This window comes from Rheinheimera oceanensis (assembly GCF_018831085.1).
Lineage (GTDB): Bacteria > Pseudomonadota > Gammaproteobacteria > Enterobacterales > Alteromonadaceae > Alishewanella > Alishewanella oceanensis.
In genome coordinates this window covers 808,395-821,177 of record NZ_JAGPNM010000001.1, presented here as the reverse complement: position 1 = coordinate 821,177, position 12,783 = coordinate 808,395, and the positions used below count along the sequence as shown (strand labels likewise).

General features: G+C 47.4%; 14 protein-coding genes. 9 read left to right on the top strand and 5 right to left on the bottom strand.

The annotated features are described in order from the left end of the window. The first annotated feature begins 154 nt into the window (after positions 1-154). The 4 genes from J3B89_RS03755 to J3B89_RS03740 all read left to right on the top strand — a co-directional run bounded on the left by J3B89_RS03755 (position 155) and on the right by J3B89_RS03740 (position 6,320). The gene (locus J3B89_RS03755) at positions 155-1,507 is read left to right on the top strand and encodes a M14 family zinc carboxypeptidase (RefSeq protein WP_251372184.1); all 1,353 of its coding nucleotides are present in this window, start codon (positions 155-157) and stop codon (positions 1,505-1,507) included. Between the two features lie 120 nt (positions 1,508-1,627). Then, complete coding sequence (locus tag J3B89_RS03750) at positions 1,628-2,134, top strand: RNA polymerase sigma factor (RefSeq protein ID WP_215396150.1); 507 nt, start codon at positions 1,628-1,630, stop codon at positions 2,132-2,134. Between the two features lie 96 nt (positions 2,135-2,230). Next, complete coding sequence (locus J3B89_RS03745; RefSeq protein WP_215396149.1) at positions 2,231-3,241, top strand: FecR family protein; 1,011 nt, start codon at positions 2,231-2,233, stop codon at positions 3,239-3,241. Between the two features lie 28 nt (positions 3,242-3,269). Then, positions 3,270-6,320: a TonB-dependent receptor gene (locus tag J3B89_RS03740; protein ID WP_349814183.1), complete on the top strand. Its 3,051-nt coding sequence runs from the start codon at positions 3,270-3,272 to the stop codon at positions 6,318-6,320. Between the two features lie 108 nt (positions 6,321-6,428). Here the strand turns inward: J3B89_RS03740 and J3B89_RS03735 are convergent, their stop codons facing one another. Next, positions 6,429-6,689, bottom strand: coding sequence for a DUF3297 family protein (locus tag J3B89_RS03735; protein ID WP_215396147.1), 261 nt, complete (start codon positions 6,687-6,689; stop codon positions 6,429-6,431). Positions 6,690-6,905: 216 nt separating this feature from the next. Between J3B89_RS03735 and J3B89_RS03730 the strand changes: the two genes are divergently transcribed. The 4 genes from J3B89_RS03730 to J3B89_RS03715 all read left to right on the top strand — a co-directional run bounded on the left by J3B89_RS03730 (position 6,906) and on the right by J3B89_RS03715 (position 9,755). After that, positions 6,906-7,436: a hypothetical protein gene (locus J3B89_RS03730; protein WP_215396146.1), complete on the top strand. Its 531-nt coding sequence runs from the start codon at positions 6,906-6,908 to the stop codon at positions 7,434-7,436. 152 nt (positions 7,437-7,588) lie between these two features. Beyond that, positions 7,589-8,032, top strand: coding sequence for a hypothetical protein (locus J3B89_RS03725; RefSeq protein ID WP_068227744.1), 444 nt, complete (start codon positions 7,589-7,591; stop codon positions 8,030-8,032). A gap of 228 nt (positions 8,033-8,260) precedes the next feature. Next, positions 8,261-8,731, top strand: coding sequence for a BamJ family beta-barrel-assembly machinery protein (bamJ, locus tag J3B89_RS03720; RefSeq protein ID WP_215396145.1), 471 nt, complete (start codon positions 8,261-8,263; stop codon positions 8,729-8,731). 181 nt (positions 8,732-8,912) lie between these two features. Next, on the top strand, positions 8,913-9,755 hold the full coding sequence (locus J3B89_RS03715; protein WP_215396144.1) for a hypothetical protein: 843 nt from the start codon (positions 8,913-8,915) through the stop codon (positions 9,753-9,755). 110 nt (positions 9,756-9,865) lie between these two features. Here J3B89_RS03715 and J3B89_RS03710 read toward each other — a convergent pair whose 3' ends face one another. The 3 genes from J3B89_RS03710 to J3B89_RS03700 all read right to left on the bottom strand — a co-directional run bounded on the left by J3B89_RS03710 (position 9,866) and on the right by J3B89_RS03700 (position 11,499). Beyond that, entirely contained in the window at positions 9,866-10,198 is a 333-nt protein-coding gene (locus tag J3B89_RS03710; protein ID WP_215396143.1) for a hypothetical protein, read from the bottom strand. A gap of 2 nt (positions 10,199-10,200) precedes the next feature. Next, positions 10,201-10,701 (bottom strand): hypothetical protein, encoded by a 501-nt coding sequence (locus tag J3B89_RS03705; protein WP_215396142.1) that lies wholly within the window; start codon positions 10,699-10,701, stop codon positions 10,201-10,203. A 210-nt stretch (positions 10,702-10,911) separates the two neighbouring features. Beyond that, positions 10,912-11,499 carry a TetR/AcrR family transcriptional regulator gene (locus J3B89_RS03700; RefSeq protein WP_215396141.1) on the bottom strand — a complete coding sequence of 196 codons (588 nt, stop codon included), beginning with the start codon at positions 11,497-11,499 and terminating at the stop codon, positions 10,912-10,914. A gap of 183 nt (positions 11,500-11,682) precedes the next feature. On the opposite strand from J3B89_RS03700, the gene J3B89_RS03695 reads away from it, so the two are divergent. Continuing rightward, entirely contained in the window at positions 11,683-12,075 is a 393-nt protein-coding gene (locus J3B89_RS03695; RefSeq protein ID WP_068227754.1) for a RidA family protein, read from the top strand. 29 nt (positions 12,076-12,104) lie between these two features. Here J3B89_RS03695 and J3B89_RS03690 read toward each other — a convergent pair whose 3' ends face one another. After that, complete coding sequence (locus J3B89_RS03690; protein ID WP_215396140.1) at positions 12,105-12,698, bottom strand: cytochrome b; 594 nt, start codon at positions 12,696-12,698, stop codon at positions 12,105-12,107. Positions 12,699-12,783 lie beyond the last annotated feature (85 nt).

Sequence of the window (12,783 nt, the reverse complement as noted above, 5' to 3'; positions counted from 1 at the left end):
CTATTAACTTGCAATTGTTAACAAAAGTGCGAGATGCTAGCAAGCTCAGGCAGTTAAGCAGAGGTGTAACATGCAAGGTGCTCTTCATAAACTTTTGGCTGGCGGGTTTGTGGCCAGCGTATTCAGTTTAACCATGGCGGTACAGGCAATGACAATGAATAGTTTATCCCCACAGCAATATAACGACATTAAACAAAGTGCTCTGGATAAGCCGCAACTGGACTATGACGATATCGCGCCGCTGCTGTTGCAGCATCAGCAAAACCCGTTATTCCGTTTTACGCAGTTGGGGCTATCGGCGCTGGGTACACCAATCTGGCAAATAGACATTGGCAGCGGCCCGGTAAAAATTCTGGCCTGGTCACAAATGCACGGCAATGAATCTACCGCTACGGCGGCGCTGATGGATTTACTGAATTTTATTGCTGCAGAGCGGCAAAAAAACTGGCGTGACAATTGGTTAAGTAAAGTCAGTATCCGGCTGATACCGATGGTAAACCCCGATGGTGCCGCTGCCGGTTCCCGTTTTAACAGCATGGGCATCGATATTAACCGCGATGCCAAAGCGTTACAAAGCCCGGAAGGCCGTTTGCTAATGCAGGCTGCCAAAGAGTTTAAACCGGATTTTGGCCTTAACCTGCATGATCAAAACCGCTTTTATGCTGTAGGCGATACCAATAAGCAGGCGACAATCTCTTTACTGGCGCCGGCATTTAATGAAGCAAAAGATATAGACGAGGCCCGTAAAAAAGCTATGCAGCTAATTGGCGATATGCGTGATTTGCTGGAGAGTGAGCTGCCGGGCTATCTGGCTAAATACAACGATACTTTTTCCTGGCGCTCTTTTGGCGACACCTTTGCCGGTATGGGTATCAGCACCGTACTGATTGAATCCGGCGGCCATCCGCGCGACGACAACCGTCAGGTAGCGCGTAAACTTAATGCCCAGTTGCTGGTAATGAGTATTGAAAGTATCGGCAGCGGTGCTTATCAGCAACAGCCGCTAAGTGCATATCAGGCCATTCCGTTTAACCGTGATGGCGGTATTAAAGATGTGCTGATTAATAATCTGGGTATCAGCGTTAATGGCAATAATGCTCAGATAGATCTGGCGTTAGAGCTGGATAGCTCTGCAGGTGGCCAGGGCCGGGTACGCGATATCGGTGATTTATCTATTTATGGTGCTTACCAGCAGTTTGATGCCAGCGGCCTGCAGTATCAGGCGCCTAAAGCCTATGCGCTTAGCAAAGCCTTAACGCTGGATAACGCGGCTTATATTGCGCTGCTGCGTCAGGGCTACAGCCACTTTAGCGGTGATGCCAAACTGCTGATTAATAACTCTGATTTTCCGGTAGTGATAAACCCCAAAGGGTTAAGCACAGCAACACCACAGCGCCACCGCCTGGCTACATTTTTACTGCGTAATGAACAAGGCGTGCAACTGGCGCTGCTAAACGGCCAGTTGCTGGATCTTAACCGCGCTACAGTGTTGGATCTTAATAAATAGCGCTAAGCCAGCTGGCATAAACTGGCCGGCTCATTATAGCGCTATCTACCTGACATCGTTGTCAACATAGTGTCATATCTGTGCGTTATTGTGTGGCGATGCAATAACAGAGCGGGCATTATGTTTAGGGAATCAGTGTCTAGCGTAAATCAGTCAGAGCCAGAGCTGCACCAGGCGCTGAAAAATGCCGCGTCACTGGCACGTTACCTGGAAAAAAATGCCAGTAGTGCTGATGCGGCTGATATTTTTCAGGAGTCTATCGCCAGAGTGCTGGAGCAAGCACGGCAAAAACCTGTGCTCAACCCGCTGGCATATGCCTTTACCGTGGCCCGCCATATGCTGATGCGGCTAAAACCGCTGCCGGCAGAACAACCAGACGAGCTTGCCTGTCAAAGTGCCAATCCGGAAGAAATGGCCAGTATGCAGCAAACTGTTGCTCTGTTTAGTCAGGCGCTGGCAGCTATGCCTGCACTGCGGCGCCAGGTCTTTGTGTTATACCGTATGGAAGGCAAAAGCCGCAGTTGCATTGCCACTTTACTGCAAATCAGTGAAGAAGCGGTATCGAAACATGTAAGTCGTGCTCTGGCAGATATTCAGCGTCAAATTGATCAGCAACGCGCGGGGTAACATTAGTGCCGGGTAAATAAAGCCGTTAAGTGAGCGCTAGTTTTATTACAATACGTTGATTACAGCATTTTTATACCGGATTTTGAGTACAGCACTTTGAGTACAGCAGAACAAACAGAACAGGATCTGTATTTACAGGCTGCCGCCTGGGTAGAAAAGCTCGCCGCCGGTGAGCTGGACAGCCTGAGCAAAAGGCGGTTCAGCCATTGGCTGGATGCCGATCCGCGCCACCGCGAGTTATTATTGTCGATGTTGCAAACCTGGCAGGATCCGGCGTTAACTAAAGCATTGGCCGCTTATCAGCTACACCCGTTAAAACGCTGGTGGCTTTCATTATCGCGCGCTCATATAGCCGGCACAGCTGTATTTCCCCGGGCGGTATCGTTAACTGCAGTTGCATGCGGCGCTGTGCTGGCAGTGATGCTGTATCTGGGCTACGGCAGCTTGTTCCATACTGCTGCGCCTTATGAATTAAAAACAGCGCAGGCCGGCACCATGCACCAGATGTTGGGCGATGGCTCGGTGGTAGATATGGCCGCCGCCAGCCAGCTAACGGTATTGTTTAGTGCAGATAAACGCCAGGTAGTGCAGGGATTGGGCGCAGCTTATTTTGCCGTAGCCAAAGATAAACGACGGCCGTTTGAAGTGCGGCTGGATCAAGCAACGGTGGTAGCGGTAGGCACTGAATTTAATATCGACCGTGACCCGGATCTGATAGATATTACCGTGTACGAAGGGGCAGTGCAGGTGCAGGCCACCGCCGCCGGCCCACGGCAGTTGCTTAAAGCTGGTGAGCGGGTGCGTATCAGGCAGAATAGATTATCGGCGGTAGAAAAAGTCGACCTGCAGCAATTGGTTGACTGGCGCTCGGGCTGGATCGAAATTGAAAACGAACCTTTAGCTTATTTGCTGCACCGGTTAAACCGCTCTGCGCCGGTGCCGGTTAGCGCCAGTGCTGAAGTCGCTGGTTTAAGAGTAGCCGGCCGCTTTGAGCTGGCCAATACGCAGCAAACGGTACAGGCACTAGCAGAAGCCTATGGCCTGACGTTGCAACAATACAGCGGCGGTATCCGGCTTAGCCGGTCACCGCACCCGTCACCGCAGTAGTATGGCCGGGCTTGTGCCAGTGCAGCCTGTGTTTTACTTAGTTTTATTACTGTTATTTAGCTTTGCTGTATGGCCCGCAGCGCAGCATAATCCTGAAGCGCAGCAAAAGGCAGCTGACCGCCAGCGTTATGCTCTGGCGGCACAACCGTTGTCGGCGGCATTATTGCAATTTGCCCGCCAGATAAATAAACCCTTGTTGTATAACCCGGCCCAACTTGCCGGCTTACAGGCACCTGCGGTGGCGGGGGAATTTACCGCTGACGAAGTACTACAGCAACTGTTAGCGCAGCAGCCGCTGGAAGCTATACCTCAGGCATCCGGCTGGTTAATTAAAGCCAAAGTGGTAACCGTAAAGCCCGTTGTGCCCCAGGCTAAGCCAGATACTGCAGTCAAAGCCATTGCACCGGCGATGGAAGTTATAGCCGTGCGGGCTAATGGCGGTGTGCACCGCCATAACAGTGCTGCTGCGGCACCGCCAACTGCTCAAGTATTAAAGCGCCAGGCCATGATTGCGCAAGACTCGCTGGTAGCGGAGGACATTACCGACTTTCCGGCTCTGAATGTTGCCAATGCGATATCGCGGGTGCCGGGCATTAGTATTACCCGCGAGTGGGGTGAGGGGCGGCAGATTTCGCTGCGCGGTTTAGGCCCTGATTTTACCCGGGTGCAGATAAATGGTATGGAAACATTAGGCACCTCATCGTCACCGATGGATGCGCGCGGCGCACTGTCGCGTAGCCGCGCTTTTGACTTTAATATTTTTGCTGCCGAGCTGTTTAACCAGATTGATGTAAAAAAATCCTACTCTGCTGAGCAGGAAGAAGGTGGTATTGCCGGTACGGTAAACTTACGCACCGCCAAACCCTTTGATTATGCTGCCGACAAAGCCAGCATTTCTGCCCAGTTTGGCAGTAACAGCAACGCCAGTAGCAACTTAAGCAGTGTTGATCCGCGCTTTTCTGCGTTGTTGTCAAAACGCTGGTCTGATATAGGCGCGCTTATTTCGCTAACTTATAGCAGCCGTGCCACTAACGAATATGGCAGTAATACTACACGCTGGCGCCGTGAAAGTGGCAAACAGGCGGCAGACCCTAACAATAGCGCGTTACAAAGCCTGTTAGATTCCGGCGATTTATGGTTCCCGCGCGGCCAGCGCTTGTCGGTGTGGGAAAATCAGCAACAGCGTTTCGGTATAACGGCAGCGTTGCAATATCAGCCCTTAGCGCAGTTAAGTCTGTTATTGGATGTAATGCACGGCAGGCTGGAAAACCAGCTGTCTGAGCATCACCATGCAGTAAAAGATAATAATCTGGTGCAGGATTTAATCTGGCGCGACAGCAACGGTGATGGTACGGGCGATAAACAAGTGCTGTATGCCCGCTATAAAAATGCCAGCTGGCGCAATGAAAACCGGCAAGACTATAACGAGTCGGTGTTTAGCCAAATCAGCCTGGCGGCTGACTGGGCGTTAAGCAACAATTTGCAATTACGCGCTATGCTGGGGCACAGTTCATCCGATTATCGCCAGCCGCTGCTAAGCAAACTGAATATTGAGGCAAAACAACAAGCTGATATCGTCACAGATTTTACTCAGGACGCCTTTTATGGCCGCAGCTATTCCAGCAATTTTGATGTTACGGCACTGGCGGGCTACACCGTAAGGGACTTGTTTTTTCAGTCTAACTATACTTATTCCGATTTTGACAACGCCAGGCTGGATTTTACCTGGCAGCTTAGCGACAACCGCGCACTCACCTTTGGTTTGCACTATAAAACCTTTAGCAATTCCGGTTTTCAGCAAGAGGCCAGCGGCTTTCCGCACAGCAGTGCTACACCGCTAAACCAGGGCATGGTTAGCCTGAAGGCCGATCAGGTGCAGTTGTATAGCGGCCACCCTGACCAAAACTGGCTACAGGGCGATATTGCCGCACTGCAGGCGTTTTATGGCCTGAGCAGGTTTGCTTTAACCTGCGCCGATACTCTTGCCAGTTCGGTGTACCGGTTAACCGAACAAACCAATGCCAGCTACCTGCAGTACCAGCAAGAATTTGCTGTGGCCGGGGCACCGCTGCGGGCCAGCCTGGGCCTGCGCTATTTTCATACCCAGCTTACCAGCCAAACGCCACCGCAGAGTTTGGCTAACAGCAGCCCGGCCAGCAGCACCGGGCCGGCCAACGTAGTGCGCCATTACTCCGGTTACCTGCCAGGGTTGGATATATCCTATGAAGTTGCCGACGACGTGCTATGGCGCTTAGGCCTGAGTAAAAATATCACCCGGCCGTCGTTAAGTGATTTAGCACTGTTTACCAATGTCACCCAAACTTCGCTCGGCGAAAATGATATTGGCCAAATTAACACCGGCAACCCGCAGCTAAAGCCGTTTAGCGCCAATAACCTGGATACCGCGCTGGAATGGTATTTTGCTGATGGCGGGCTATTTTCTGCCGCGCTGTTTTATAAAGATATTGAGCACTTTATTGCCATCGAAACCCGGCCGGTTATCTACCGCGAACTGGGTTTGCCTGCCAGCCTGTTGCCAGAGGGCAAAACGCTGAATGATGTGTTTAATTTATCTTCGCCGCAAAACGGCGGCCCCTCGTCAATTAAAGGCGTTGAACTGGCACTGCAGCGTAGGCTGGATTTTCTGCCAGCGCCGTTTAACCAGTTTGGTATAGCATTAAATTACACCTGGGCTGACGGTAATACGCTGTACCGTAATGTGCAAAACTCCGGCGAAGATCAGCGTAAAGCCTTTACCGGTTTATCCCGACACAGCTACAACCTGGCGCTGCACTATGATACGCCACGCTGGGGCGCTCGGCTAACCAGCGCCTATCGCAGCCGTTATATCGTGGCGGTAGAAAGTGGCTCTATTGATGATGACGAGCGTGGTTATCACGCCAGCACTAATATCGATTTCTCAGCGTTTTACCGCTTAAACGACTATATAAAGCTAAATATTGAAGCGCTTAACCTGACTAATTTGCGCGAAGAGTTGTATAGCGATTCCAGCGACAGAGCCTATAACAGCACCTATAGCGGCCGCACTTATATGTTGGGGGTTACAGCAGAGTTTTAATGGCGGAGGTTTTGCGGCTGGCTAAGCCAGTTTTGGCACAGCATGCCGCTTAGCAGGTTTTTAAGCAAAGCGGCAAGTTAGCTGTTAAGACGGGTTTACCGCTATGGCTTAACGATAAAACGCTTCAACAGTGCCTTTTAGTGTCATTAACAGCGGCTGGCCACGGCGGTCCAGTGCTTTAGCTGCAGCCACTTTCACCCAACCTTCGCTGATGCAATATTCTTCCACATCAAAACGCTCTTTGCCGTTTAGCTTAATACCAATGTCATGCTCGAAAATTGCTGCCACATAATGCTTGCTGCGCGGGTTAACTGAAAGGCGATCCGGTAACTCCGGGCGTACAGTGTCGTTTTTTACAGTGTCGTTCATGGCTAAGGCCTATGGTAAATAAAATATGCGCCATTGTAGGCAAAGCAGGCATTGTGCTCAAGGCAAAACTACATGTACCCATAAGGTATTGTCAGCCTTAGAAAAACGGCGTAATGTTTTCTAATCCAAATTTACAAAGACAGGTGAACTCGTGTTTAAGTGCGTGTTGATCCGTCGATCAGCGTTAGCCAGCCTATAAATTTACGGTGATGTAAAGTGAGCTCATATCAAATTACAACTAGCACCTTAAAAGGTGAAAGTGATCGGGGGGCTGTCCTTATTGCTGCAGCAATGCTAGAGCTTGGGTTAGAAAAGCTATTAGTGGCGAAATTGGTCGAAAGCACTGTTAAACGTGATCCAATATTTGAAAATAATGGAGCTTTAGGCACATTTTCAGCGAAGATTGAAATGTCTTACAGGCTGGGTCTCATTACAAAAAAGCAGAGCGTAATGTTCAATATATTTAGAAGAATCCGTAATGAGTTTGCTCATAACGTCAGTTCTATATCATTGAGTGACTCCGATATTCGAGATAGGTTAAATGCTGCTATCGAAGATCACCTTGTTATAGACGCATACTTATCAGCATTACGTGAAAAGGCTCCGGAGTGGGGGATGTCTAGTGAATCAATCACTATTAATTCAGTCTCTCCTCGAAATATTTTTGAACTGATTTTTGGTCTTGAAATTGAATTTTTAAATATTGCGTTAATGAGAGTGGAAAAAATTAAGGAGCGAACAGGCTAACAGGAAGTCCCCCAGGGTTTTTCCCGAGTGGATACTGATGGGAGTGGCATCCAGTGACTATTGATATTTAAGGTGCACAGCGAAAGCTATAGTTATTCGGCGCTGTGCACCAGAGAAGGGTACGATATGCGCATATGGAGGTCTGTTTATTGATGAAAAAGTTATACAGAGGAGTGTCTGCCGAACTTGATGCCCTTAATCAGGGAATTCTCAAACCTTATGGTAATACAGTCAGTAGTAGCGTCGACTTCGGTCAAGAAGGTGCTGCTTTTAGAGCTGGCTATACATGGGGAGAATCTTTAGAAAATGGAGTATTAGCACATCAAGTAGATTCTGGAATGAAAAATTTGGGTTTTATCTCTACATCGACCAGCTTTGAAGTCGCCAGGCATTTTGCGACAAGGGGGAATACATGTGATGGGTATATGTACACGCTGGATGTAGAGAAATTTCAAGGTGCAGGAGTAAAGATAGTTGAGTCTGAACATTCCCCTTATCCCGATGAAAATGAAATTTCGATCTATGCGGAAGATGGCGGGTGTATTCCTGATATCGTTATTCTCACAAAGCAATTTATAAAGAAGGCTCAATTTTAAATACACCGAGCATGTAGGGTCACCTGCATCCTAAGACGGGATGGGAGGCGAGCCATCACATTAGCCTGACCCTGTGTGCACTGTAGGCAAGGTCGGCAGGCTGCTCAAGTGCGACGGTAAGAAACAAAGAAAATGGGGCTGGTAGCCCTGTGTCTGCTACCAACCTTTGACCAAAACTACTATGCACCATAAGATAGCCGCTACCTAACTCAACTAACAGAGTTCACTATGAAAATTGCTTTGATTATCATTGTTCTTGCTTGCATCGCTTATTATTTCTACAACAACGCCAACAACCAGAAAGCCGCCGTGCTGAACCATGAAAAAGGCAGTGCATTTTTAGCTGAAAACAGTAAAAAAGAAGGTGTAAAAACTACCGCTTCAGGCCTGCAATATGAAGTATTACAAAGTGGCAACGGCGAAATCCACCCAACGGCCAGCACCACAGTGCGGGTGCATTACCACGGCACTCTGATTGACGGCACAGTATTCGATTCTTCAGTTGAGCGCGACGAAACTATTTCTTTCCCGCTAAACCGCGTTATTCCTGGCTGGACAGAAGGTTTACAGCTGATGAAAGTTGGCGATAAATTTCGCTTTTTTATTCCATCAGGTCTTGGCTACGGCGACCGCAGCACCGGCAAAATTCCGGCAGGTTCTGTACTGATTTTTGATGTGGAATTGTTTGAGATCCAATAAGGATGTGGGGCAGATTTGCTTCACTTTTAAGCGCATTTTCTCTTTATTTACGTCTGATACAGATGTTTGATTAAGCTAATTATTCTTTTATGTTATTTATTTTGGTAGAGGGCTGTGCCAATCTGGCTTTTGGGCTCTCGTTTGGTTTGCAATGCAGATGATGTTATATGCAGGAAATCTTATGACTAAATGCAGGCTATGTGAAAAAGAAAAAGATCTGGAGTTGAGTCATATAATTCCAAAGTTTATCTTTCGTCACCTCAAGAACACATCACCAACTGGGAATATGCGTTCAACTGAAAACCCAAACAAATCAGAGCAAGATGGATTGAAGCTCCCATTTTTATGCGGTGACTGCGAAGATTTGTTTAGCTGTTGGGAAGCAAAGTTTGCGAAAGAAATATTCTTTAAATATCAAGATGGAACTCAGGACACATTTTCACATGAAGCTTGGTTAGCTAAGTATCTGGCTTCTATTTCTTTTAGAGTACTTGCTCATGCTTACTATAGCGGTGAACTTAGCTATTTTGACGAAAACATGTTGCGCCATGTTCCTCTAGCGATTGACCGGCTTAGAAAGTATCTACTGGGGCAGTCTCCTACAGCAGGAGAGCAGCGCCAACTTCTAATTCTCTTAGATAAGCCAAGTAATTCCTCGGATAGTGACTTTAGCATGTACCTAGTTCGGGGTATAGAACATGATGTCCTAACAACCGATACTTGCTCATTTATCTATGTTAAGTATTTAAAGTTTCTACAACTCTGCCCAATAAAGCTGCCCAGTAATAGAGGATGGAAAACAGGGCGAATTTCGCCTGACAAGGGAACTTTATCTGTCAAAGACCATGAATTGCCGGATTATGTGTTAGACAGGATGAAAAGTGGAGCAAGAACCCTTACCGGAAGCCGTGACAAAATATCAGAGAAGCAAAAAGCAATAATTGTTAAACGAGTCAGTGACGTTCGTCCGGAAACTCTTTTAGACTCACCAATTGCCAAAGCTGCTCTAAATAATAAGTTCTAGTTCTTGCACTAAAACTAAAAAGACCATGCAAGCATTGAGAAGCAAGCCTAATGTGTGTGTATCAATGAAGCAGACGTGATCAACGTTAACAGCAGATGCTGTTAACGGGTTCAGACTTCAAGATCCGGGAACTCAGTTCGCAAGTAATAATAGGTTTTCTCGTAGATTCCCATCATCACATCGTCAAATTGCGCTTCATGTTCAGGGTTGTAATTTTCATCCTCATCATCCGTGTAAGGGTATTTCAACAACGCTTTTTGCATTTCGATATTTGCCAGCCGGAGTAAATTTACCGCAGCATCCTGATCAACACTCAAATACTCTGTTTCAGCTTTAATGTAATTATTAAACAAAGGCTTAATCGCTTCATATCCTTCTTGCATGACAATACTGTAGATTTCATCAAGCAGCTCAGTCGGAAAATACACATTAATCCTGGACATCGTTAATACCTTTTAGATTTTTGATCCTGCAACGCAGCGTTTTGGACAAGTTTTCCGGTGCCTTTTTCAACACTGATATTTGCTGCCACCATCTTGCCTGACAATACCAGTAGCTTCTCAGTAAATTCTGACACAGACATTTTACGGGATACGTTCAGCAAAGGATGATCTTTGTCTTTGACATTAAAAATCAGCCCCTCCGGTAACATAGTCCCTTTAGGCAACAACCAGACATGACCTGAGATAATTGGAGTTTTTGCCAATTTCTCTACCGAACTGGCAAATGACAAGCCCTTTGTCCTGTCAGGGAGTACCATCTCAATCTCATGTTCGGCATCATAAACAATCGTTACGTCTTTACTTCTAGGCCCGTTGGCTCTAACCAGTTTAGGGCTGCCCGAACTTCCGGCTCCCCGATAAAGGCCACTGAGGCCACGATAAAATGCCCATAATTCCTGAGGGCCTAAAGTAGTGTATTTACCATCTTCTATACGATATTTCATCTTCACAGTCCTATTAGTGATAGTTATTTACAATAATGTCACTAAAATGCATTTGGTTGCAATGAGAAATAATATTAATGCAACAATGCTGGGGCCATAGCATCATCTGTAATATCACCAAATGCAGCTTTGAAGAAGCAATCGGTTTTGCTTTAAGAGCACGAGTTTTCTTTAGCCGATGTACAGTTGTACTTATCCAGCTGTTTTTCGTTAGTCTTTCGTAAGGAACCCTGAAGCGAGCAAATTAAATGCCTCCAGCGTTTTTGGCAGCATAGCCTGAGGATTAGCACTGGACGCTATCCAGAGGGCGGCATTTAACGCTGCGCCATTTAACAGCATTGCAGCGGCTTCAGGATCTACCGGCTTTAACGTGCCATCTTTAATCAACTGTTCAATAGTGTTTCTGGTTGATTGCAGGCATTTATTCTGGCTTGGCCATTGCGACGGGTCACCCAGTACTGAGGGGCCATCCAGCAACACAATGCGCCGCACTTCCGGGTCTAGTGCCTTTTCTATATAGGCAGCGCCTTCGGCCAGTAAACCTAGCCAGGCATCGCCGGCTTTGGCTCCGACAGATTTCGCATATGCCGCCATTTCAGAATCTATCTGATCGACAACAGCAGCTAACAAACCACGTTTGTCGCCAAAGTTATGATACAGCGCGCCCCGGGTTAGCCCGGCTTCCGCAGTTAAACTGTCCATAGAGGCGGCAGCATAACCCTGCTGAGCAAAGGCGCGCCTTGCAGAGGCAATCAGTTTCTCACGGTTTTCTGCCATCTTGGTTAATCGGGTGCTCATTCGATACTCCTGTCACATACGATATGTATGCCACTTGACATACGAGGCGTATGTCAGATATTATACATACGCCTCGTATGTTAAACCAATTCAACATGCAGGAGCAATAAAACTATCCAAATTGTGCAGCGCTGCTGATATCAGCAGCGCTGGCAATCGAACCCTCAAAAAGAGAGCCATACCATGACGAAAAGAGAAGCCATTTTCCCAGCCAACAGACATGCACTTTATGAAGAGCATGGTTATTCCGCAGCAATCCGCTCAGGCGATTTGCTGTTTGTTTCCGGCCAGGTTGGCAGTCGGGCAGACGGTAGCCCTGAAGCAGATTTCGAGCTTCAGGTTGAGTTAGCTTTTGAGAATCTCAAAGCCACTTTAGCTGCAGCAGGTTGCGGCTTTGACGATATCGTCGATGTCACCACCTTTCATACCGATCCACAACATCAATTTGGCACCATTATGAAAGTGAAACAAAAGATCTTTGGCGCACCGCCATATCCAAACTGGACAGCAGTGGGAGTCACCTGGTTATCGGGCTTTGATTTTGAGATTAAGGTGATAGCCCGGATTCCGGGCTGATAAAACTTATACCCTTAAACAGCCAGCAACTAGTTGGCTGTTTTTTTAGGGCCTAACATTTTTAGTAAGGTGCGATCTTTTAGTTTCAGGTGATGATAAAACGCAGCACCTGCATGGCCGAGTATTAATAGCCATACCACATAGGCTCCGCCTTGTTTATGAATAAAATCTATCGGCGCTTCAAACTGCTCAAAGCTCAGGCCCATACCACTGGCTACCACAGTCTGAAATAACCAGGTGTCTTCAAATTTGGGTATGTCGAACAGGAAAAAATATTCAGTGGCAACGCCGGTACCCAGATAACCGGTTAGCGGCATAACAATTAACACGCCATATAAAGCAATATGCCCCAGGTGCGCAGCTTTATGCATTAAGGCCGAGCCTGGTTCTGGCTGAGGTTGCGGGTTAGTTAAGCGCCAATACACCCTTAATGCCACTAACACCGCAATAGTTACGCCAAAAGACAGATGCAGTTGCAGTGCTGTCCAGTTTTCCGGCGTGCGCGCTTCGGTAAACCATTGCCGGTAGTAAACACTGATATAAGCCAGTAAAAACAGCAGGGCAGTTAGCCAGTGCAGTGTTCGGGCGACATAACCATAGTGGGAGGCGGAGTTTCTAAGCACTGGGTATCCTTTTAAACAGAAGTAGCGGTTAGTGTGTTTAAAAGCACATCATAAATAAAATGCATTTTATTGAACAGAACGCCTT

What these genes read in the sequence shown, in the direction of transcription:
- J3B89_RS03755 (WP_251372184.1), top strand. Translation starts at nt 155, where the DNA reads ATGAATAGTTTATCCCCACAGCAATATAACGACATTAAACAAAGTGCT.
- J3B89_RS03750 (WP_215396150.1), top strand. Translation starts at nt 1,628, where the DNA reads ATGTTTAGGGAATCAGTGTCTAGCGTAAATCAGTCAGAGCCAGAGCTG.
- J3B89_RS03735 (WP_215396147.1), bottom strand. Translation starts at nt 6,689, where the DNA reads ATGAACGACACTGTAAAAAACGACACTGTACGCCCGGAGTTACCGGAT.
- J3B89_RS03725 (WP_068227744.1), top strand. Translation starts at nt 7,589, where the DNA reads ATGAAAAAGTTATACAGAGGAGTGTCTGCCGAACTTGATGCCCTTAAT.
- bamJ (WP_215396145.1), top strand. Translation starts at nt 8,261, where the DNA reads ATGAAAATTGCTTTGATTATCATTGTTCTTGCTTGCATCGCTTATTAT.
- J3B89_RS03715 (WP_215396144.1), top strand. Translation starts at nt 8,913, where the DNA reads ATGACTAAATGCAGGCTATGTGAAAAAGAAAAAGATCTGGAGTTGAGT.
- J3B89_RS03710 (WP_215396143.1), bottom strand. Translation starts at nt 10,198, where the DNA reads ATGTCCAGGATTAATGTGTATTTTCCGACTGAGCTGCTTGATGAAATC.
- J3B89_RS03705 (WP_215396142.1), bottom strand. Translation starts at nt 10,701, where the DNA reads ATGAAATATCGTATAGAAGATGGTAAATACACTACTTTAGGCCCTCAG.
- J3B89_RS03700 (WP_215396141.1), bottom strand. Translation starts at nt 11,499, where the DNA reads ATGAGCACCCGATTAACCAAGATGGCAGAAAACCGTGAGAAACTGATT.
- J3B89_RS03695 (WP_068227754.1), top strand. Translation starts at nt 11,683, where the DNA reads ATGACGAAAAGAGAAGCCATTTTCCCAGCCAACAGACATGCACTTTAT.